Genomic DNA, 19,395 nt, shown 5'->3' on the forward strand with positions numbered 1-19,395 from the left:
TCGCCGCGCACCGCTGCGCCCACTCTTCGGGAGACCCCGCTGCGCCGGCCTTCATCGGCCGCTCCACATACAGGTCAGGGTTGGACGCGGCGAACTCGAGGATGTCGGCCAGCTGCTCCGCACGCCGGGCCGCCGCCCGATTCGTCTCGTACTGGTCAGCCTCCGCCGACGCGAACATCGTGCGCAGCACAAAGAGGTCATCGACCCGCTCAGCGGGCTCCTCGCCCGGGGTGCTGGTCGGTTCGTCCATACCCACCATACTACCGAACAAGTCTTCGAACCACAACCACGATTATCCCAATGACCAGGGATATTCGCGGGGGAGAACCCTACCCTCAACCTCCGACATCGACTCCCGAGAGCCACCTCGATCCAGCGCTCGCACGATCGCGTCGGCCAACGCGGACGGCTCCGACAGCTGCGGCCAGTGCCCGGTGTCGAGGTGGACGACCTCCACGTTGCGGATCCTCGCCAGCTCGTCCTCCCAGGGCCCCCAGCGCGCGAGTTCGGTGCGCAGCGACACCTCGTCCTGTCGCCCCGACAGGAGGGTCACCGGGATGTCGCGCCGGGCCGGGTTGCTCAGCTCGACCGCATCGGTGGGCACCCGCATCGGCACGGAGCCCAGGTTCACGGCATCCCGCGTCTCATCGTCGAGATCGGCGATGTCGGCGCCGTCGAAGTACTCCCAGCCGGGGAAGGGAACGACGCCGTCGCGCGCGGGGAAGTCGGAGACGCCGAATCCGGATGCCGGGGGCACGCTGTCCACGAAGAACACATGCGCGACGTGATCGGCGCGCGCGTCGGCCGCGGCCCACGCGGCGTTGGCGCCCGCGGCGTGCCCGATCACCGCCGCGGGCGCGTCGCATCGGTCGATCTCGGCGACCACGGTCGCGACCCAGTCGTCGAAGCCGATGTGCGCGGCCACGGAGGCGGGTTCGCCCACGCCCGGCATCGTCAGCGCGTGCGGCGTGTGACCGGCGCGCTCGAGTGCGGGGACCACACCGTCCCACGATGATGCGTCCAGCCAGAGTCCGGGGACCAGGATGACGTCCATGCCCGCACCGTAGCGCGCCGGCCTGGATGTGCGGGGGAGTGCGCCCGGCGTTCCGTCGTGACCCTACGGCAGCAGCGGCACGACCTGCGACAGATCCACCGGCCCGACGACGAGGTCGGCCTGCGCGCGCACGGCGGGCTTGGCGTTGAACGCGAGACCGAGCGCGGCGGCCGCCATCATCTGCAGATCGTTCGCCCCGTCCCCGATGGCCAGCGTGCGCGACAGGGGCACGCCGTGAGCCGTTGCCCACTCGCGGAGCGCGGCGGCCTTGCCCGCGGCATCCACGATCGTCCCGTCCACCCGGCCGGTCAGCACGCCGTCCGCGACCTCGAGGCGGTTGGCGCGCCAGACGTCCACGCCCAGGCGCGGCGCAAGTGTGTCGAGGATCTCGTGGAACCCGCCCGACACGACGCCCACGACCCCGCCGCGCTCGTGCACGGCATCGATCAGCGCGGTCACGCCCGGCGTCGGCTCGATGCGCGCGAGCACCCGCTCGAACGCCGCCACCGGAACACCCGCGAGCGCCTCGACCCGCGAGCGCAGGCTGGTGGCGAAATCGACCTCGCCGCGCATCGCGGCCTCGGTCGCTGCGGCGACCTCCGCGCCGCGGCCGACCTCATCGGCGATGAGCTCGATCACCTCGTTGCGGATGAGGGTGGAGTCGGCATCGAGGACGACGAGAAGACGCGCGGGCACCCGACCACAGTACCGGCCCGCGCAGCGCGGTCACGCTTCGATGCGCACGCCCTTGCCGACGACGGTGATGCCCGAATCGGTCACCGTGAAGCCGCGCGCGAGGTCGCGCTCGCGGTCCACGCCCACCGTCGCGCGGTCGGCGAGCACGACGTTCTTGTCGAGGATCGCCCGGTGCACCCGGGCGCCCTGACCGACCTGCACGTGGTCGAAGAGGACCGAATCGGTGATCGTCGACCCGCCGGCGGCGAGGTTCCACGGTCCCACGACGCTGCGTTCGAGGTGCGTGCCCGACAGCACCGAGCCCAGCGACACGATCGAGTCGATCGCGTTGCCGATGCGCCCGACCGAGTCCCGCACGAACTTCGCGGGCGGCGAGTTCACGGTCTGCGAGTGGATCGGCCAGGCCATGTTGTACAGGTTGAAGACCGGCAGTGTGGAGATGAGGTCCATGTGGGCGTCGAAGAACGAGTCGATCGTCCCCACGTCGCGCCAGTACGCGCGGTCGCGGTCGTTCGACCCCGGCACGTCGTTGCTCTTCATGTCGTAGACGCCCGCCTCGCCCTTCTCGACGAAGTACGGCACGATGTCGCCGCCCATGTCGTGGTTGCTCGTGGCGTCCTCGCCGTCGCCGGTGACCGCCTCGATGAGCGCATCGGCGTCGAAGATGTAGTTGCCCATCGACGCGAGCACCTCGTGCGGCGCGTCAGGAAGGCCCTCGGGGCTCTGCGGCTTCTCGAGGAACTGCCGGATGCGCCCGTTCTCGTCGGCGTCGATGACGCCGAACTGGTTCGCGAGCGAGATCGGCTGTCGGATGCCGGCTACGGTGGCCCTCGCACCCGAGGAGATGTGCGCGTCGAGCATCTGCCGGAAGTCCATCCGGTACACGTGATCCGCACCGATGACGATGACGATGTCGGGCTGCTCGTCGTTGATGAGATTCAGGCTCTGCAGGATCGCGTCCGCCGAGCCTGAGAACCACCGCTTGCCGAGGCGCTGCTGCGCCGGGACCGAAGCCACATACGAGTCGAGGAGCGCCGACATGCGCCACGTCTGCGACACGTGCCGGTCGAGGCTGTGCGACTTGTACTGCGTCAGGACGACGATCTGCCGCAGCCCCGAATTGATGAGGTTCGAGATCGCGAAGTCGATGAGCCGGTACTGCCCGCCGAACGGGACCGCCGGTTTCGCGCGGTCCGCCGTCAGGGGCATCAGTCGCTTGCCCTCACCGCCGGCGAGGATGATTCCGAAGACCTTTGGTGCGGCTGGCATGGCACCACACTAGGCCCAACCACCGCCCTGTACTAGCGTTCTGACATGCGCGTCGACATCGTGACGAAGGAATACCCGCCGGAGATCTATGGAGGCGCGGGAGTCCACGTCGCCGAGCTCGTGAAAGCGATGAGACAGGATGCCGCGGCAGCCCTCGACGTGAGGGTGCGCGCGTTCGGCGCAGAGCGCGACGAGCAGGGCACGAGCTCCTATGCGGTTCCCGCAGAGCTGGCCGGCGCGAACCCGGCGATCCAGACCCTCGGCACGGACCTGGCCATCGTGTCGGACGTGGCCGGAGCCGACGTGGTGCACTCGCACACCTGGTACGCGAACTTCGCCGGGCACGTGGCATCCCTCCTGCACGGCATCCCGCATGTCATCACCGCGCACAGCCTCGAACCGCTGCGCCCGTGGAAGGCCGAGCAGCTGGGCGGCGGCTACGCCGTCTCGAGCTTCATCGAGCGCACCGCATACGCATCCGCCGCCGCGATCGTGGCCGTGTCGGACGGCATGCGCTCCGACATCCTGCGCAGCTATCCCGAGCTGGACCCGCGCAAGGTGAGGGTCATCTACAACGGCATCGACGTGGACGAGTGGCATCCCGTCGACGATCCCGCCGTCCTCGCGAAGTACGGCATCGATCCTTCGCGCCCCTCGGTCGTGTTCGTCGGACGGATCACCCGCCAGAAGGGCCTGCCCTACTTCCTGCGCGCCGCCGAGCGGTTGCCCGCCGAGGTGCAGCTCGTGCTGTGCGCGGGCGCACCCGACACGCCGCAGATCATGGAAGAGGTCCAGGGGCTCGTCCGCGGGCTGCAGGCCGCCCGCGAAGGCGTCGTCTGGATCGAGGAGTTCCTGCCCCGCCACGAGCTGTGCGCGATCCTCGGGCAGGCGACGACGTTCGTGTGCCCGTCGATCTACGAGCCGCTGGGAATCGTCAACCTCGAGGCCATGGCGTGCGGCGCGGCGGTCGTCGCGACGGCGACCGGCGGCATCCCCGAGGTGGTCGTGGACGGCGTCACCGGGCGCCTCGTGCCCATCGACCAGGCCGATGACGGCACCGGCACTCCGCACGACCCGGAGCGCTACGTCGCCGACCTCGCCGCGGCGCTCACCGAGGTGGCCACCGATCCGGAGACCGCCGCCCGATACGGCCAGGCGGGGCGCGAGCGCGCCGCACGCGACTTCAGCTGGGCGACGATCGGTCAGCAGACCGCGGCACTGTACGCGGAGCTGGCGGCCGGTGACAAGTAGGCTTGACGGCATGCCTCAGGTCCTCGAGTTCTCCGACGTCGTCGTCCGCCGAAACACCCGGGACATCGTCGATCATGTCGACTGGACGGTCACCGACGACCAGCGCTGGGTCGTCCTCGGCGCGAACGGCGCGGGCAAGACGACGCTGCTGCAGCTGGCGTCCACCCTGCTGCATCCCACGAGCGGGTCGGTGACGATCCTCGACGAGCGGCTCGGTCAGACCGATGTGTTCGAGCTGCGGCCCCGTATCGGCTTCGCGTCGTCGGCGATGGCGCGTCGGGTGCCGCCGGAGGAGACGGTGCTCGACGTGGTCATGACCGCCGCGTACTCGGTGGTCGGACGCTGGAACGAGACGTACGAGGACATCGACGAGCGCCGTGCACTGCGGGTGCTCGCGGAGTGGAAGCTCGACCACCTCGCCGATCGGACCTTCGGCACCCTCTCCGAGGGGGAGCAGAAGCGCGTGCAGATCGCGCGCGCGGTCATGACCGACCCCGAGCTGCTCCTGCTCGACGAGCCGAGCGCGAGCCTCGACCTGGGCGCGCGTGAAGAGCTGCTGCAGCTGCTCGGCGGCTATGCGCAGGCGCCGACCACGCCGGCGATGGTCATGGTCACGCACCACGTCGAGGAGATCCCCGTCGGCTTCACCCATGTGCTCCTCCTGCGCGACGGTGCCGTCGTGGCGGCGGGAGCGCTGGAGGACACGCTGACCGCCGAGAACCTCAGCGCCACCTTCGGCATGCCGATCACCCTCACCTCCGTCGACGGGCGGCACGCCGCACGGGCCGCGTCGGCAGAGGCCGCCGACAACTGATAGAATCCATCCTTGGTGCTTCTGCGCCGTAGATTTCCCTTCCGTACTCGCAAGGAAACCCAATGAAGACTGACATCCACCCCGACTACCACGCCGTCGTTTTCCGCGACCTCGGCTCGGGCGAGACCTTCCTGACCCGCTCCACCGCCACCAGCGACAAGACCATCGAGCTGGACGGCGCGGAGTACCCCGTCATCGACGTCGAGATCTCGTCGGCGTCGCACCCGTTCTACACGGGCAAGCAGCGCATCCTCGACTCGGCCGGTCGCGTCGAGAAGTTCAACCAGCGCTTCAAGGGCTTCGGCGGCGCCAAGTAGGTCGCAGCCACGACGAAAGGCCCCGCCTCGGCGGGGCCTTTCGCATGCCCGCACGGGCGCGGGCTCAGCGGATCGGCCAGCTGCCGTCGAGCTTCTCGGCGGGATCGATCCGCCCGATGCGCACGAAGTACTCGGTGAGGCTCTCTGCCTGATCGCGCGCCCAGCCGATCTGCTGCGTGTGCAGTTCGGCGGCGGTCGCCGGCAGCGCATCGGGATACCGCTGCGCGAGCGCCAGGGCGACCCGGCCCGCAGCCACGGCGTCGGCGCAGGCCTCGTGCGCGTCATCGCCGAGCGACACCGCATAGTGCTCTGCCACGGCGGTCAGCGTGCGCTTGCCGCGACGGTAGCGGTCGCAGGCCTTGTCAATGACGAGCGGGTCGATGACCGGCGACGGCGTCGCGATCGGCTCGACACCGTAGCGGGTGGCCTCGTACGCGAGGAGTGAGAAGTCGAACGGGGCGTTGTAGGCGACGACCGGGATGCCGGCCTCGAACAGCGCGCGCAGCGCGGCAGTGACCTCGGCCACCACCTCGGCGGCCGGGCGGCCCTCGGCACGGGCGCGCGCCGTCGTGACGCCGTGGACGGCGGCCGCGGCATCCGGAATCTCCACGCCCGGATCGGCGATCCAGTCGTGCGCGTCGCACACGGATCCCGCGCCGTCGAGCAGGCCGACATGGGCCGTGACGATGCGATCACGGGTGACGTCGACGCCCGTGGTCTCGAGGTCGAACACCCCCACTCGTGTCGACCATTCCGGTGCGGTGAAGAGGGGCAGCTCGTCCATGCCGCCCACGGTATGCCAGACCTCCGACATCCGGTTCGAGGCATGCCGGGTCCGTAGACTTCCAGGGTGAGTGCATTCAGCCCGTACGCCCAGCAGCTCGCCGCGATCCCCGTCCGGCGCCGTGAGGCGGATGTGCTCGGCGGCACGACGGCGTACTGGGAGTACGGGCCCGAGGACGCGCCGGCAACGATCCTCGCGGTCCACGGCTTCCGCGGCGAGCACCACGGGCTCGAGCCGATCGTCGCGCAGCTGCCCGGCATCCGGTTCATCTCGCCCGATCTGCCCGGCTTCGGCGAGACCGCGCCGCTGCCCGGACGTTCGCACGACCTCGACGCCTATGTCGATTGGCTGACCGCGTTCGCGGCGGCGGCCGCACCCGGCGCCGTCGTGCTCGGCCACAGTTTCGGCTCGATCGTCGCTTCGGCCGCAGTCGCCCGTGGCCTGCCGGCGCCCCGCCTGATCCTGGTGAACCCGATCGGGGCGCCGGCGCTGTCGGGGCCGCGCGGAGTGTTCACCCGGCTCGCCGTCTTCTATTACTGGGCGGGCGCGAAGCTCCCGTCACGGCTGGGCGAGGCGCTGCTGCGCAATCGCGTGATCGTGCGGGTGATGAGCCTGGCGATGGTGAAGACGAAGGATGCCGCGCTGCGGCGCTTCGTGCACGATCAGCACGACACCTACTTCTCGCGGTTCGCCGACCGCGACGTGCTGCACGACGCGTTCGTGACGAGCGTGTCGCACGATGTGCGCGAGTCGGCGGCGCGGATCACCCAGCCCACGCTGCTGATCGCGGCGCAGCGCGACGACATCACGCCGATCGAGAAGGAGCGCGAACTCGCGACGCTGTTCCCGGACGCCGAGCTCGTCGAGATCCCCGAGGTCGGGCACCTCATCCACTACGAGACGCCGCAGGCCGCGGCAGAGGCGATCAGGCGGTTTCTCGCGCCAGCTCCATGAGCGGGCGCACGCGGTAGTCGATGACCTCGCCCATCACGAGCGAGGTCTCCGTGCGCTCGACGCCCTCGATCGCGAGGATGCGGGCGTCGGTGTCGAAGAGGTGCTGGGTGTCGCGGCAGGCGACGCGCACGAGCAGGTCGACCTCGCCCGACAGCCCGTGCGCCTGCAGCACCTCGGGCACCCGGTGCAGCTCGGCGGTGATCTGCGGCAGCTCGGCCTGACGCACGGTCACGGAGATGAACGCCTCGATGGGGAAGCCCATGGCGCTCGGTGACAGCGAACGCTCGAACGAGAGGAAGACACCGGAGCGCTCGAGACGTGCCATGCGCGCCTGGACGGTGTTGCGGCTCAGGGCCAGCGCGTCGGCCAGCGCGACGACGGTGGCGCGCGGTTCGCGCGAGAGAGTCGCCAGAAGCTCCAGGTCGACGCTGTCCAGTTGGGCCATAGTGCGAAAGACTAGCACGGTAGCCAGGGGTGTTTCTGTGCAACATGCTCAGCGGCTGCGCGGATGCTTGAGCTAGGTGCGAGATCGACGTAGCCTCACGGTATCCGGCGAAGACGCCGGCTCATCACGCGGTGCGCCTCACGAGGGACCCGCGAGAAGGAGGGATGACGATGGTGCACACCCTGACCCCGACAGCCGACCTCAAGACCGATGTCGACGACGTCGCCCGGCTGCTGACCGCCGAGGGCGAACGGATCGCCGATCGCGATCTGGATCCGTGGATCGCCGACCTCGACGCACAAGCCCTGCGCGGCCTCTACCGCGATATGGCGCTCCTGCGGCGCATCGACGCCGAGGGCATGGCCCTGCAGCGTCAAGGACAGGTGGGACTGTGGGCCCCCTGCAACGGCCAGGAGGCCACCCAGATCGGCACGGCGCGCGTCCTGCGGGCCGACGACTTCGCCTTCCCCAGCTACCGCGAGACCGGCGTCGTCTACGCCCGCGGTGCGCGCCCCGAGGGCTTCTTGCGCGCCTGGCGCGGCGAGGCGCACTCCAGCTACGACCCGAACGAGCTCGGCACCGCCGTGCAGCAGATCATCATCGGCGCGCAGACGCTGCATGCGGTCGGCTATGCGATGGGCATCCAGCGCGACGGCGTCGACCAGGTCGTCGCCACCTGGTTCGGCGACGGCGCGACCAGCCAGGGCGACGTCAACGAGGCCATGGTGTTCGCGGCCTCGTACGAGGCGCCCGTGGTGTTCGTCTGCACGAACAACCAGTACGCGATCAGCGAGCCGGTCGGCGTGCAGGCGAAGGCGCCGATCGCCGGGCGGGCGCCGGGCTTCGGCATCCCGAGCATGCGGGTCGACGGCAACGACATCCTCGCGGTGACCGCCGCGATGCGCTGGGCCACCGACCATGCGCGCAGCGGCAAGGGACCGGCGTTCATCGAGGCGGTGACCTATCGGATGGGCCCGCACACCACCAGCGACGACCCGACGCGCTACCGCGACAAGGACGAGCTCGAGGCCTGGAAGCGGCGCGACCCGCTCACCCGCGTCGAGGCCTACCTCCGCTCGATCGAGGAGTTCGACGACGCGTTCGCCGCACAGGTGCAGCAGGACGCCGATGAACTGGGCGCCGCGGTGCGCAGCACATGCCTGGCCATGACGACGGCCCCGGCCCTCAGCATCCTGGACAACGTCTACGCCGAACCGCACACGGGTCTCGACGAGGAGAAGACGTGGTTCGCCGCCTACCTCGACGGCTTCGCCGAGGAGGCGCAGCGATGACCCAGCTGACGATGGCGAAGGCCCTCAACGAGGGTCTGCGCCGTGCCATGGCCGACGACGACAAGGTGCTGGTCATGGGCGAGGACATCGGCCGCCTCGGCGGCGTGTTCCGCATCACCGACGGGCTGCAGGCCGAGTTCGGCGCGCAGCGCATCGTCGACACGCCCCTGGCGGAGTCGGGCATCATGGGCACGGCCGTCGGGCTCGCGTACCGCGGGTACCGGCCCGTCGTCGAGATCCAATTCGACGGCTTCGTGTATCCCGCGTTCGACCAGATCGTCTCGAACGTCGCCAAGCTGCACTATCGCTCACAGGGCGCGGTGAAGATGCCCATCACGATCCGCATCCCGTGGGCCGGCGGCGTGGGCGCGGCCGAGCACCACTCCGAGTCGCCCGAGGCGTATTTCGTGCACACCTCCGGGCTGCGGGTGGTGGCGGTGTCGAACCCGCAGGACGCCTACACGGTCCTGCGCCAGGCGATCGCCTGCGACGACCCGGTGGTGTTCTTCGAGCCCAAGCGGCTCTACCACACTAAGGGCGAGGTCGACCTCGACACCGATCTGGCCGATGCGGCGCCGATGGGCCTGGCGCGCGTGGCGCGTCCGGGCAAGGACGTGACGCTCATCACCTACGGCGCGCAGGTGTCGACGGCGATGGATGCCGCGACCGCCGCCGAGGACGAGGGCATCGACATCGAGGTCGTCGACCTGCGCTCGCTGTCGCCCATCGACTACAAGGCGGTCACCGCCTCGGTGCGCAAGACCGGCCGTGTCGTGGTGACCCACGAGGCCGCGCGCGAGGCGGGGCTGGGCGCAGAGATCATCGCGAGCGTCACCGAGCGCTGCTTCTACCACCTGGAGACGCCGCCGGTGCGGGTGACCGGGTGGGACATCCCGTATCCGCCCGCGAAGCTCGAGAAGCACCACGTGCCCGACCTGGACCGCATCCTCGATGCGGTCGACCGGGTGCTCGACCGGCCCAACAGCATGTCGGAGGTGGAACTGTAATGCAGGACTTCCGACTTCCCGACCTCGGCGAGGGTCTTCCCGAGGCCGAGCTCGTGCAGTGGCTCGTCGCCGAGGGCGACACCGTCAACCTGAACCAGAACATCGCCGAGGTCGAGACGGCCAAGGCCGTCGTCGAGCTGCCCTCGCCCTACGCCGGCACGGTGCAGAAGCTGCACCACGCCGCCGGCGACACCATCGACGTCGGCGATGTGATCGTGACCTTCGCGCTGGAGGGGGAGGCGGTGGATGCCGCACCCGCGGTCCCCGCGGCGGCCGCCGAACCCGAGGAAGAGGAGAAGGCCACGCCGAACCTCGTGGGGTACGGCGCAGCCCCGCGCAAGAATGCCCGTCCGCAGCGGCGCGCACGCGCGGCCCGGGCCGGCTCTCCCGTCTCGGCCGACACGGCCGTGCTCGAGGCCGCGCCGCACGACGCCATCGTCGAGCAGCCCATGGAGCGCCCGGTGGAGCGTCCCCGCTCCACGCCGCCTGTGCGCAAGTTCGCGCGCGATCTCGGGGTGGATCTGGCCCTGGTCGAACCCACCGGCGAGAACGGCCTGATCACCCGCGGCGACGTCGAAGCCTATGCGGGTCGGACGGGGATGGCCGATGCGCAGGCGCAGGCCGCGGCATCCGCCCCCTCCGTCACGACGACGGACGAGCGGGTCACCCGCCGGCCGATCCGCGGGGTACGCAAGGCGACCGCCGAGGCCATGGTGCGCAGCGCCTTCAGCGCTCCGCACGTCACGACCTTCCAGACGATCGACGTCACGGCGACCATGGAGCTCGTGGCGTCGCTGAAGGGCGACCGATCGCTGGAGGGCCACCGCATCGGCGTGATGGCGGTCGCGGCCAAGGCCGTCTGCCTGGCGCTGGGCCGCAATCCGAGCCTGAACGCGAAGTGGGACGAGCAGGCCGGCGAGATCGTCGAGCACCACTACGTCAATCTCGGTGTCGCCGCGGCGACCGAGCGTGGGCTGATCGTGCCGGTGATCCCGGACGCCGACGCCATGACGCTCGTCGAACTGGCGGACGCGATCGGCGAGCTCGCCGCCACCGCACGCTCGGGCAAGACGCCGCCGGCAGCGATGACCGGCGGCACGTTCTCGATCACGAACTTCGGCGTCTTCGGGGTCGAGGCGGGAACGCCGATCCTCAACCCGGGCGAGGCAGGGATCCTGGGCCTGGGCACCGTGGCCAAGCGGCCGTGGGAACACGAGGGCCAGATCGCGCTGCGCGACGTCATGACGCTGAGCCTGTCGTTCGACCACCGGCTCGTCGACGGTGCTGAGGGATCGCGGTTCCTCGTCGACGTCGCGGGCGTGCTGGAGCAGCCGGGGAGGGCGATGCTGCTGCGGTGAGGGCGTCGGGTGCCGCGCGATGCGACGTGGGCGCGCGACCGCCGGACGCTTCGCGCGTACCCTGGGAGCCCGCTCGATTGTGATGTAGTAGAATTACATCATGCCTCTGACGCGCACCCAGATCTCCCTGAGCGAGGATGACCGGAGAATCCTCGACGTGGCCGCCCGGCGGACCGGGTTGTCGATGAGCGCGCTCATCCGTGATGCGATCCATTCGACCTACGGCGCGTCGAGCCCCGCCGACGCCGTGCGCACCGCGATCGACATGTCATTCGGCGTCGTGGCAGTCGAGTATGACGGAGAACGCGCAGTGGAGCGGCTGCGCAGCGGGCGGAGACTGGCAGATCTCGCATGACTGCGTGGTTCATCGACACGTCGGTGCTGATCGATCACACCCGAGGGATGGCCGCGGCCCGCGATACGCTCCTTCGTGCGGCGGAGAGCGGGGAGCTGCATTCGAGTGAAGTGGTGCGAGCGGAGTTGCTGGTGCTGATCCGGCCTGCCGAACGCGAAGCCGTCGCTCCGCTTCTGAAGGTCATCACCTGGCATCCTGTCGACGAGCCGGTAGCTGAGCGCGCCGGTGAGCTCGGGCGGCGCTGGCTTCCGTCGCACAACGGTATCGATGTGGCGGACTTCCTCATCGCTGCGACCGCGAAGCTGATCGGAGCGGAGCTTCTGACGAAGAACGTGAAGCACTTCCCGATGTTCGCAGGGCTCGTGGCGCCATACTAGGGACCTCTACGCTGGGCGGGTGGCACTTCTCGCACTCTGCGAACGGTTCGTGGCTTCGCACTTTCCCGGCGCCGCGATCGCCGTCGTCGGCGGCAGTTCCGCGCGGGGTACCCGCACGGCCACCAGCGACGTCGACCTGCTGGTCCTCGGCGATGACCTGTTCGACGGTGACTCCACGAGCATCGCGGCGAGCTACGCGTTCGAGGGGGAGGTATTCGAAGTCTTCGGATATACCCCGCAGGCGTTCGCGGCATGGGCGCAGCGCGGCATCGAGCAGCGCCGGCCGGTCATTGTCCAGCTGCTCGTCGAAGGTCTGGAGGTGCGCGGCGGGCAGGAGCTGAGTGCGCTGCGCGACGAATGGGCGCCGGTGCTCACCGCGGGACCCGTGGCGGACCCTCACGAACTCGATCTGCGACGCTACGCGATCACCGATCTGCTCGACGACCTGCGCGATTCGACCGACGACCTCGAACAGTATGTGCTGGCATGGGGCCTTTTCGAGCGGACGGCGGAGCTGATGCTGCTCGACGAGCGTCGTTGGCTCGGTGCCGGCAAGTACCTTCCCCGTCGGCTGCGAGAGCTCAGCCGGGAACGCGCCGACGAGCTCACCCGTCCGCTGCTGCGCGGTGATCTTGCGGCATTCGCCGACCGGGCCGAGATCGAGCTGGACAGAGCGGGCGGGCGGGTCCAGGCGGGGTTCGTGCGCTGAGGGGCGCGGACTGCTCTCACAGACTCCGGATGATCGCACGTACCTCGGATGATTCTGCGGGAATCGTCCGACGTATGTCGTCTTCTCCGAAGTCTGTGTGGCCCGTCTGTGTGGCCGTAGCGCGCCGCAGCCGGCCTCACGCCCGCAGGGCGGCGCCGGCCAGCTGCTCGAGCGTCGCACGTACCTCGTCTTCGCCGGGGGCGGCGCGCAGGCCCCGCACGCTGTGCGGGGTCGAGTTGATGAGCCCGAAGACGGCATGCGCGCGCACGCGCAGATCGGCATCGGAGCGGGAGGGGTGGATGCCGCGCAGCACGCCCACCCACGCTTCGACGTACTCGCGCTGCAGCCGTCGCACGCGATGCCGGTCGGCCTCGGCGAGCGCGGCGAGGTCACGGTCCTGCACGCGGATGACGTCGGCGTCATCGAGGGCGAAGGCCACATGGAACCGGATGAGGTCGTCCAGCGCGCTCGCCGCGTCGGGCGCGGCATCCACCACTCCCACGCCGCCGTCGCGCAGCCGCACACTCACCTCGACGAGGATCGCGCCCAGCAGGGCCTGCTTGCTCGCGAAGTGCCGGTAGACGGCCGGTCCGCTCACGCCGCACGCCGCGCCGATGTCTTCGAGCGTCACCGAGGCGAACCCGCGCTCGGCGAACAGCCGCGACGCCTCGCGCAGCAGCGTCGACCGCCGGTCCGACTTCGCTCGCTCCCGCTGCGTCGTTGCCATCTGAGTTAATCCTCGCTAACATCGGATTCAGTTAATGAAGACTAACACCGTCGGAGCGGACATGACCGAACCCGTCACCCAGCGTGACCTCGCAGGCGAGCTGCGCGAGCGCGTCGCCGTCGCCGCCGAAGGCGGGTCCGCGGCATCCCGCGACCGCCACGTCAAGCGCGGCAAGCTGCTGCCGCGCGACCGGGTGCGGCGGCTGCTCGACGAGGGCAGCCCGTTCCTCGAGGTCGCACCGCTCGCCGCCGACGGCCTGTACGACGGGCAGGCGCCGGCGGCCGGTGTCATCGCCGGCATCGGCCTCGTGCACGGCCGGCACGTCATGGTCGTGTGCAACGATGCCACCGTCAAGGGCGGCACCTACTATCCGATGACGGTCAAGAAGCACCTGCGCGCGCAGGAGATCGCCCTCGAGAACCGGCTGCCCTGCGTGTACCTCGTCGACTCGGGCGGGGCGTTCCTGCCGATGCAGGACGAGGTCTTCCCCGACCGCGACCACTTCGGGCGCATCTTCTTCAACCAGGCGCGGCTGTCGGCCGAGGGCATCCCGCAGATCGCCGCCGTGCTCGGGTCGTGCACCGCCGGCGGCGCGTACGTGCCGGCCATGAGCGACGAGACCGTGATCGTGCGGAATCAGGGCACGATCTTCCTCGGCGGACCGCCGCTCGTGAAGGCGGCGATCGGCGAGGTCGTCACCGCCGAGGAGCTCGGTGGGGGAGAACTGCACGCCCGCCGCTCGGGCGTCGTCGACCACCTCGCCGACGACGACGAGCATGCGCTCGAGATCGTGCGCGACATCGTCGCGACGCTGCCGCCGCCCGCCGAGCCTGCCTGGGAGGTCGTCGAGACACGCCCCGCGAAGGGCGAGACAGAAGAGCTCTACGACGTGGTGCCGGTCGACGTGAACCAGCCGTACGACGTGCGTGAGGTCATCGCCCGCCTGGTCGACGGCGGCGCGCTGCACGAGTTCAAGAAGGAGTACGGCACGACCCTCGTCACCGGCTTCGCGCGCCTCCACGGACACCCCGTCGGCATCGTCGCCAACAACGGCGTGCTGTTCAGCGAGTCGGCGCTGAAGGGCGCCCACTTCATCGAGCTGTGCGATCAGCGCGGCATCCCGCTGCTGTTCCTGCAGAACATCTCGGGATTCATGGTGGGGCGGGATGCCGAAGCCGGCGGCATCGCGAAGGACGGCGCCAAGATGGTCACGGCCGTCGCGACGACCCGCGTGCCCAAGCTCACGGTCGTGATCGGCGGCTCGTTCGGCGCCGGCAACTACTCGATGTGCGGGCGGGCGTACTCGCCGCGCTTCCTGTGGACCTGGCCCGCGAGCCGCATCTCGGTGATGGGCGGCGCGCAGGCCGCATCGGTGCTCTCCACCGTCAAGCGGGATCAGCTCGAGGCGCGCGGCGAGCAGTGGCCGGCCGACGAACAGACCGCGTTCGAGGCGCCCATCCGTGCGCAGTATGAGGAACAGGGCAGCCCCTACTACGCGACCGCGCGGCTGTGGGACGACGGCATCGTCGACCCCGCCGACACCCGCGACCTGCTCGGCCTCGCGCTCGACGTCGTCGCCCGTACGCCCCTGCCCGAACCGCGCTTCGGCGTCTTCCGGATGTGAGAGACATGTACTTCGACACCGTCCTGGTCGCCAACCGCGGCGAGATCGCCCGGCGCGTCATCCGGACCCTGCGGCGGCTGGGCATCCGCTCCGTCGCGGTCTACAGCGACGCGGACGCCACCGCGCCCCATGTCGCCGAGGCCGACGAGGCCGTGCGGATCGGCGAGGCCGCGGCATCCCGTTCCTACCTCGACATCGACGCGATCATCGGCGCCGCGCAGACGACCGGTGCCCAGGCGATCCACCCAGGGTACGGCTTCCTCTCCGAGAACCCGGCGCTCGGCCGCGCCTGTGCCGACGCCGGCATCGTGTTCATCGGGCCCGGCGCCCAGGCGCTCGACGTCATGGCCGACAAGATCCGCGCGCGTGACCATGTCGCCGCCTCCGGCGTGCCCATCGTGCCCGGGTTCAGCGCCGCCGGCATGGGCGACGACGAGATCGTCGCGGCGGCCGACCGTGCCGGCTACCCGCTGCTGATCAAGCCCTCCGCCGGCGGCGGAGGCAAGGGCATGCAGGAGGTGTACGGGCCGGAGGAGATCCGGGATGCCGTGGCCACCGCCCGCCGGGTGGCGACAGCGGCGTTCGGCGATGACACCCTGCTGTTCGAGCGGCTCATCCAGCGGCCCCGGCACATCGAGGTGCAGGTGCTCGGCGACACGCACGGGCGCGTGATGCAGCTGGGGGAGCGCGAGTGCACGCTGCAGCGCCGGCACCAGAAGGTCATCGAAGAGGCGCCCTCACCGCTCATCGACGCCGACACGCGGGCGCGGCTGGGTGAGGCCGCGTGTGCCGCCGCGGCATCCGTCGCCTACACGGGTGCCGGGACGGTGGAGTTCATCGTCTCGGCCGACCGGCCCGACGAGTTCTTCTTCATGGAGATGAACACGCGCCTGCAGGTCGAGCACCCGGTCACCGAGCTCGTCACCGGCGTCGACCTCGTCGAGCAGCAGCTGCGCATCGCGGCGGGCGAACCGCTAGAGCTCGGCGAGATCGCGTTCGACGGACACGCGATCGAGGCGCGCGTGTACGCGGAGAGCCCGGCGCGCGGATTCCTGCCGGCGACCGGCGACGTGCTGCTCTGGCGGCCGGCGGAGGGCGTGCGGACGGATGCCGCGGTCGAGACCGGCAGCGCCGTCACCGCCGACTACGACCCCATGATCGCGAAGGTGATAGCGCACGGCACCGCCCGCGCACAGGCAGTGGAGCGGCTGGATGCCGCGCTCGCCGACACCGTGCTGTTCGGGGTCGAGAGCAACATCGACTTCCTCCGGACGCTGCTCGCCGATCCCGTCGTGCAGGCGGGCGACATGGACACCGGGCTGATCGACCGGATGCCGGCGTTCGAGGACCCCGCGCCGGGCGAGGCGGCGCTGGCCGCGGCGGCGGCCGCCGCGCCCGCGGAGGACGAGCGCGGGCATGCATCTTCGCTGTGGCTCGCGGGATCGGGGTGGCGCGCGGGAGCGGCGCCGGTGCCAGGGCGGGTGTGGTTCGAGACGGCGAGCGGTGGGATCGTGGACGGCGAGCGGGGATCTGCCCTTGGTCTCGCTGCCGTCGCTCAGGGAGCCGATGAGGTCTGGGTCCACGCGGACGGCGTGACCAGTGCGCTCACGCCACTGACGCGCCGCCAGGCGATGGAACGACGACTCGCGCAGCGCGAACGCGCGGAAGGGGCCGCCGCCCCCGAGCTGCGCGCGCCCATGCCCGGTGCGGTGGTCGCGGTGCACGCCGAAGGCGGCGCGCGCGTGGCAGCGGGACAGAAGATCGTCTCGATCGAGGCGATGAAGATGGAGCACCCGGTGACGGCGCCGCATGACGGCATCCTCACCCTCCTGGTCGCCCTCGGCGACCAGGTGCGTCGCGATCAGATCATCGCGCGCGTCGACCCCGGCGAATGAAGGACAGGCATGGACACCTACAGCACCTATGACGTCAGCGACGACGAGCGCGAGCTCGCCGGCCTCGTCCGCGGCTTCGCCGACGAGGTCATCGCGCCGATCGCCTACGAGGCCGACCGCACGCACACGTTGCCGCTGGACGTCGTCGCACAGATGGGGGAGATGGGTCTGTTCGGCCTGCCCTTCCCCGAAGAGTACGGCGGGCAGGGCGGCGACTACTTCGCGCTGAGCCTGGCGATCGAGGCCATCGGGCGCGTCGACCAGTCGCTCGCGATCACCCTCGAGGCGGGCGTCAGCCTCGGGGCGATGCCCGTCTTCCGCTTCGGCACCGAAGAGCAGAAGCGTGCGTTGCTGCCCGATCTGCTGGCCGGCCGTGCGCTCGCCGGTTTCGGTCTGACCGAACCGGACGCCGGATCGGACGCCGGCGCCACGCGCACCACGGCACGGCTCGACGGCGGCGAGTGGGTGATCAACGGCGCGAAGCAGTTCATCACGAATTCGGGCACCGATATCACCCGGTTCGTGACGGTGACCGCCGTCACCGGCGAGAACGACGGCCGCAAGGAGATCTCGACGATCATCGTGCCCAACGGCACACCCGGGTTCACCGTCGAGCCTGCCTACGACAAGGTGGGCTGGCATGCCTCCGACACGCATCCGCTGACCTTCGCCGACGCGCGCGTGCCCGAGGCGAACCTGCTCGGCGAGCGGGGCCGTGGGTTCGCGGGCTTCCTGCACATCCTCGACGAGGGCCGCATCGCGATCGCGGCGCTCGCCACCGGCGCCGCGGAGGGGTGCGTGGACGCCGCCGTCGACTACGCGCACTCGCGCACCGTCTTCGGCCAGCCGCTGGCCACCAAGCAGGCCATGCAGTTCAAGATCGCGCGCATGCAGGCGCGCGTGCACACCGCGCGCCTCGCGTGGCACCACGCCGCGCGCCTGCGCGACGCCGGCAAGCCGTTCAAGACCGAGGCCGCGATCGCCAAGCTGGTGGCGGGGGATGCCGCCATGGACAACGCCCGCGACGCGACACAGGTGTTCGGCGGCAACGGGTTCATGAACGAGTATCCGGTGGCCCGGCACTACCGCGACTCCAAGATCCTCGAGGTCGGCGAGGGCACCACCGAGGTGCAGCTGCTGGTGATCGCCCGCGCACTGGGCCTTGCCTGAAGGCGCTAGCGTGAAACGCATGACCGAGATCGTCCAGCGCGGGCTCTACTACGAGGAGTGCGAGCTCGGGGCGCGGTACCTGCACCGTCCCGGCCGCACCGTCACCGAGGCCGACAACATGCTGTTCTCGGCATTGACCATGAACACGCAGGCGCTGCACCTCGATGCGGCGTATTCGGCCACGCAGCCGTTCGGCAAGCCGCTCATGAACTCGATGTGGACCCTGTCGACGCTGGTCGGCATGTCGGTGGCGCAGATCACGCAGGGCACGCTGGTGGCCCAGCTCGGCCTCTCGGACATCGCCTTCCCCCACCCGGTGTTCGCCGGTGACACCCTGTACGGCGACACCGAGATCGTCGCCAAGCGGCTGTCGCAGTCGCGACCGGGCCAGGGGCTGGTGACGATGACGCACACCGGCCGCAATCAGGACGACGAGATCGTCGCCACCGTCACGCGCGTCGCGCTGATGTGGTGCCTGCCGAAGGAGGACGCATGAGCTTCGAGATGGGCCCCGCACTGCTGTTCTGCCCCGCCGACCGTCCCGAGCGCTTCGCCAAGGCGGCGGAGCGCGCCGATGCGGTCATCCTCGACCTCGAAGACGCCGTCGCCGCGGCCGACAAGCCCGCGGCACGCGGCAACATCATCGAGAGCGACCTGGACCCGGCCCGGACCATCGTGCGCATCAATCCGCTCGACGCGGAGCACGCGGCATCCGATCTGTCCACCCTGTCGCAGACCGACTACCGCACGATCATGATCGCCAAGAGCGAGTCGGCGAAGGCGCTGGGGCGGTTCGATCCGCGGTTCCGCCTGATCGCGCTGTGCGAGACGGCGCGCGGGATCGTGAACGCCGAGAAGATCGCCGCCCTCGAGAACGTCGTGGCGCTGATGTGGGGCGCGGAAGACCTCGTCGCCTCGCTCGGCGGCACCTCCAGCCGCAGGAAGAACGGTCGATACCGCGACGTGGCGCGCCACGCGCGCTCGCGCGTGCTGCTGGCCGCGGGCGCGCGGGGCAAGGCCGCGATCGACGCGGTGCACCTGGACATCGCCGACGCCAAGGGGCAATCGCGGGAGGCGAAGGATGCCGCGGCCTGCGGGTTCGCAGCGACCGCCTGCATCCACCCGTCGCAGGTCGAGCTCGTGCGCGACGCGTACCGCCCCGACGCCGAGACCGTCGCGTGGGCGCGGGCGGTGCTGGCGGCGGCCGCCGGACAGCACGGGGTGTTCTCGTTCGACGGTCGCATGGTCGACGAGCCGGTGCTGCGGCACGCCCGGGCGGTGCTCACGCGGGCGTGAG

General features: G+C 70.3%; 22 protein-coding genes. 15 read left to right on the plus strand and 7 right to left on the minus strand.

Annotated features, from left to right (window positions below; all coding sequences use genetic code 11):
• From ABMQ42_RS11680 to glgC, 4 genes are all read right to left on the minus strand, one after another.
• The coding region (locus ABMQ42_RS11680; protein ID WP_349723176.1) for a hypothetical protein at positions 1-250 on the minus strand (250 nt) is incomplete at its 3' end.
• Between the two features lie 42 nt (positions 251-292).
• Positions 293-1,054: an alpha/beta fold hydrolase gene (locus ABMQ42_RS11685; RefSeq protein WP_349723177.1), complete on the minus strand. Its 762-nt coding sequence runs from the start codon at positions 1,052-1,054 to the stop codon at positions 293-295.
• A 63-nt stretch (positions 1,055-1,117) separates the two neighbouring features.
• Positions 1,118-1,750, minus strand: a complete 633-nt coding sequence (gene serB / locus ABMQ42_RS11690; RefSeq protein ID WP_349723178.1) for a phosphoserine phosphatase SerB — start codon at positions 1,748-1,750, stop codon at positions 1,118-1,120.
• A gap of 30 nt (positions 1,751-1,780) precedes the next feature.
• Positions 1,781-3,019: a glucose-1-phosphate adenylyltransferase gene (gene glgC, locus ABMQ42_RS11695; protein WP_349723179.1), complete on the minus strand. Its 1,239-nt coding sequence runs from the start codon at positions 3,017-3,019 to the stop codon at positions 1,781-1,783.
• Positions 3,020-3,064: 45 nt separating this feature from the next.
• On the opposite strand from glgC, the gene glgA reads away from it, so the two are divergent.
• The 3 genes from glgA to ABMQ42_RS11710 all read left to right on the plus strand — a co-directional run bounded on the left by glgA (position 3,065) and on the right by ABMQ42_RS11710 (position 5,401).
• Positions 3,065-4,270 carry a glycogen synthase gene (glgA, locus tag ABMQ42_RS11700; RefSeq protein ID WP_349723180.1) on the plus strand — a complete coding sequence of 402 codons (1,206 nt, stop codon included), beginning with the start codon at positions 3,065-3,067 and terminating at the stop codon, positions 4,268-4,270.
• 10 nt (positions 4,271-4,280) lie between these two features.
• Positions 4,281-5,084 (plus strand): ABC transporter ATP-binding protein, encoded by an 804-nt coding sequence (locus tag ABMQ42_RS11705; RefSeq protein ID WP_349723181.1) that lies wholly within the window; start codon positions 4,281-4,283, stop codon positions 5,082-5,084.
• A 62-nt stretch (positions 5,085-5,146) separates the two neighbouring features.
• Complete coding sequence (locus ABMQ42_RS11710; protein WP_275279592.1) at positions 5,147-5,401, plus strand: type B 50S ribosomal protein L31; 255 nt, start codon at positions 5,147-5,149, stop codon at positions 5,399-5,401.
• A gap of 64 nt (positions 5,402-5,465) precedes the next feature.
• On the opposite strand, the gene ABMQ42_RS11715 is transcribed toward ABMQ42_RS11710, so the two are convergent.
• A complete protein-coding gene (locus ABMQ42_RS11715) occupies positions 5,466-6,185 on the minus strand; it encodes a 3'-5' exonuclease (RefSeq protein WP_349723182.1) in 720 nt (239 codons plus the stop codon).
• 66 nt (positions 6,186-6,251) lie between these two features.
• Here ABMQ42_RS11715 and ABMQ42_RS11720 point away from each other — a divergent pair, with 66 nt between their 5' ends.
• On the plus strand, positions 6,252-7,139 hold the full coding sequence (locus ABMQ42_RS11720) for an alpha/beta fold hydrolase (RefSeq protein WP_349723183.1): 888 nt from the start codon (positions 6,252-6,254) through the stop codon (positions 7,137-7,139).
• Here ABMQ42_RS11720 and ABMQ42_RS11725 read toward each other — a convergent pair.
• Entirely contained in the window at positions 7,111-7,584 is a 474-nt protein-coding gene (locus ABMQ42_RS11725; RefSeq protein WP_349723184.1) for an Lrp/AsnC family transcriptional regulator, read from the minus strand. The two genes, ABMQ42_RS11720 and ABMQ42_RS11725, sit on opposite strands and share 29 nt — an antisense overlap.
• A 170-nt stretch (positions 7,585-7,754) precedes the next feature.
• Between ABMQ42_RS11725 and pdhA the strand changes: the two genes are divergently transcribed.
• The 6 genes from pdhA to ABMQ42_RS11755 all read left to right on the plus strand — a co-directional run bounded on the left by pdhA (position 7,755) and on the right by ABMQ42_RS11755 (position 12,682).
• Positions 7,755-8,876, plus strand: a complete 1,122-nt coding sequence (gene pdhA, locus ABMQ42_RS11730) for a pyruvate dehydrogenase (acetyl-transferring) E1 component subunit alpha (protein ID WP_502884686.1) — start codon at positions 7,755-7,757, stop codon at positions 8,874-8,876.
• Positions 8,873-9,883, plus strand: coding sequence for an alpha-ketoacid dehydrogenase subunit beta (locus tag ABMQ42_RS11735; protein ID WP_349723186.1), 1,011 nt, complete (start codon positions 8,873-8,875; stop codon positions 9,881-9,883). Before pdhA ends, ABMQ42_RS11735 begins: the two co-directional genes overlap by 4 nt.
• Positions 9,883-11,241, plus strand: coding sequence for a dihydrolipoamide acetyltransferase family protein (locus ABMQ42_RS11740; protein ID WP_349723187.1), 1,359 nt, complete (start codon positions 9,883-9,885; stop codon positions 11,239-11,241). The genes ABMQ42_RS11735 and ABMQ42_RS11740 overlap by 1 nt, the downstream gene beginning before the upstream one ends.
• A gap of 100 nt (positions 11,242-11,341) precedes the next feature.
• Complete coding sequence (locus tag ABMQ42_RS11745; protein WP_349723188.1) at positions 11,342-11,596, plus strand: ribbon-helix-helix domain-containing protein; 255 nt, start codon at positions 11,342-11,344, stop codon at positions 11,594-11,596.
• The gene (locus ABMQ42_RS11750) at positions 11,593-11,973 is read left to right on the plus strand and encodes a type II toxin-antitoxin system VapC family toxin (protein ID WP_349723189.1); all 381 of its coding nucleotides are present in this window, start codon (positions 11,593-11,595) and stop codon (positions 11,971-11,973) included. The genes ABMQ42_RS11745 and ABMQ42_RS11750 overlap by 4 nt, the downstream gene beginning before the upstream one ends.
• 19 nt (positions 11,974-11,992) lie before the next feature.
• On the plus strand, positions 11,993-12,682 hold the full coding sequence (locus ABMQ42_RS11755; RefSeq protein ID WP_349723190.1) for a nucleotidyltransferase domain-containing protein: 690 nt from the start codon (positions 11,993-11,995) through the stop codon (positions 12,680-12,682).
• A 136-nt stretch (positions 12,683-12,818) separates the two neighbouring features.
• Here ABMQ42_RS11755 and ABMQ42_RS11760 read toward each other — a convergent pair whose 3' ends face one another.
• Positions 12,819-13,409 (minus strand): SACE_7040 family transcriptional regulator, encoded by a 591-nt coding sequence (locus tag ABMQ42_RS11760; RefSeq protein ID WP_349723191.1) that lies wholly within the window; start codon positions 13,407-13,409, stop codon positions 12,819-12,821.
• A 61-nt stretch (positions 13,410-13,470) separates the two neighbouring features.
• On the opposite strand from ABMQ42_RS11760, the gene ABMQ42_RS11765 reads away from it, so the two are divergent.
• Genes ABMQ42_RS11765 through ABMQ42_RS11785 form a run of 5 tightly spaced genes read left to right on the plus strand, consistent with a single transcriptional unit; the run spans position 13,471 to position 19,394 of the window.
• A complete protein-coding gene (locus ABMQ42_RS11765; RefSeq protein WP_349723192.1) occupies positions 13,471-15,033 on the plus strand; it encodes a carboxyl transferase domain-containing protein in 1,563 nt (520 codons plus the stop codon).
• Between the two features lie 5 nt (positions 15,034-15,038).
• Positions 15,039-16,928 (plus strand): acetyl/propionyl/methylcrotonyl-CoA carboxylase subunit alpha, encoded by a 1,890-nt coding sequence (locus tag ABMQ42_RS11770; protein WP_349723193.1) that lies wholly within the window; start codon positions 15,039-15,041, stop codon positions 16,926-16,928.
• 9 nt (positions 16,929-16,937) lie between these two features.
• The gene (locus ABMQ42_RS11775; RefSeq protein WP_349723194.1) at positions 16,938-18,098 is read left to right on the plus strand and encodes an acyl-CoA dehydrogenase family protein; all 1,161 of its coding nucleotides are present in this window, start codon (positions 16,938-16,940) and stop codon (positions 18,096-18,098) included.
• A 19-nt stretch (positions 18,099-18,117) separates the two neighbouring features.
• Complete coding sequence (locus ABMQ42_RS11780; RefSeq protein WP_349723195.1) at positions 18,118-18,594, plus strand: MaoC family dehydratase; 477 nt, start codon at positions 18,118-18,120, stop codon at positions 18,592-18,594.
• Positions 18,591-19,394, plus strand: a complete 804-nt coding sequence (locus ABMQ42_RS11785) for an HpcH/HpaI aldolase/citrate lyase family protein (RefSeq protein WP_349723196.1) — start codon at positions 18,591-18,593, stop codon at positions 19,392-19,394. Before ABMQ42_RS11780 ends, ABMQ42_RS11785 begins: the two co-directional genes overlap by 4 nt.
• The last annotated feature ends 1 nt before the right edge of the window (position 19,395 follow it).

Source organism: Microbacterium sp. KR10-403, assembly GCF_040196215.1.
GTDB lineage: Bacteria > Actinomycetota > Actinomycetes > Actinomycetales > Microbacteriaceae > Microbacterium.

Excerpts from the sequence above, each read along its gene's own strand:
- ABMQ42_RS11760 (WP_349723191.1), bottom strand. The coding sequence starts at position 13,409 with ATGGCAACGACGCAGCGGGAGCGAGCGAAGTCGGACCGGCGGTCGACG.
- ABMQ42_RS11780 (WP_349723195.1), top strand. The coding sequence starts at position 18,118 with ATGACCGAGATCGTCCAGCGCGGGCTCTACTACGAGGAGTGCGAGCTC.
- ABMQ42_RS11765 (WP_349723192.1), top strand. The coding sequence starts at position 13,471 with ATGACCGAACCCGTCACCCAGCGTGACCTCGCAGGCGAGCTGCGCGAG.
- ABMQ42_RS11725 (WP_349723184.1), bottom strand. The coding sequence starts at position 7,584 with ATGGCCCAACTGGACAGCGTCGACCTGGAGCTTCTGGCGACTCTCTCG.
- ABMQ42_RS11735 (WP_349723186.1), top strand. The coding sequence starts at position 8,873 with ATGACCCAGCTGACGATGGCGAAGGCCCTCAACGAGGGTCTGCGCCGT.
- ABMQ42_RS11775 (WP_349723194.1), top strand. The coding sequence starts at position 16,938 with ATGGACACCTACAGCACCTATGACGTCAGCGACGACGAGCGCGAGCTC.
- glgC (WP_349723179.1), bottom strand. The coding sequence starts at position 3,019 with ATGCCAGCCGCACCAAAGGTCTTCGGAATCATCCTCGCCGGCGGTGAG.
- pdhA (WP_502884686.1), top strand. The coding sequence starts at position 7,755 with ATGGTGCACACCCTGACCCCGACAGCCGACCTCAAGACCGATGTCGAC.
- ABMQ42_RS11705 (WP_349723181.1), top strand. The coding sequence starts at position 4,281 with ATGCCTCAGGTCCTCGAGTTCTCCGACGTCGTCGTCCGCCGAAACACC.
- ABMQ42_RS11710 (WP_275279592.1), top strand. The coding sequence starts at position 5,147 with ATGAAGACTGACATCCACCCCGACTACCACGCCGTCGTTTTCCGCGAC.
- glgA (WP_349723180.1), top strand. The coding sequence starts at position 3,065 with ATGCGCGTCGACATCGTGACGAAGGAATACCCGCCGGAGATCTATGGA.
- ABMQ42_RS11770 (WP_349723193.1), top strand. The coding sequence starts at position 15,039 with ATGTACTTCGACACCGTCCTGGTCGCCAACCGCGGCGAGATCGCCCGG.
- ABMQ42_RS11745 (WP_349723188.1), top strand. The coding sequence starts at position 11,342 with ATGCCTCTGACGCGCACCCAGATCTCCCTGAGCGAGGATGACCGGAGA.
- ABMQ42_RS11715 (WP_349723182.1), bottom strand. The coding sequence starts at position 6,185 with ATGGACGAGCTGCCCCTCTTCACCGCACCGGAATGGTCGACACGAGTG.
- ABMQ42_RS11685 (WP_349723177.1), bottom strand. The coding sequence starts at position 1,054 with ATGGACGTCATCCTGGTCCCCGGACTCTGGCTGGACGCATCATCGTGG.
- ABMQ42_RS11740 (WP_349723187.1), top strand. The coding sequence starts at position 9,883 with ATGCAGGACTTCCGACTTCCCGACCTCGGCGAGGGTCTTCCCGAGGCC.
- ABMQ42_RS11750 (WP_349723189.1), top strand. The coding sequence starts at position 11,593 with ATGACTGCGTGGTTCATCGACACGTCGGTGCTGATCGATCACACCCGA.
- ABMQ42_RS11785 (WP_349723196.1), top strand. The coding sequence starts at position 18,591 with ATGAGCTTCGAGATGGGCCCCGCACTGCTGTTCTGCCCCGCCGACCGT.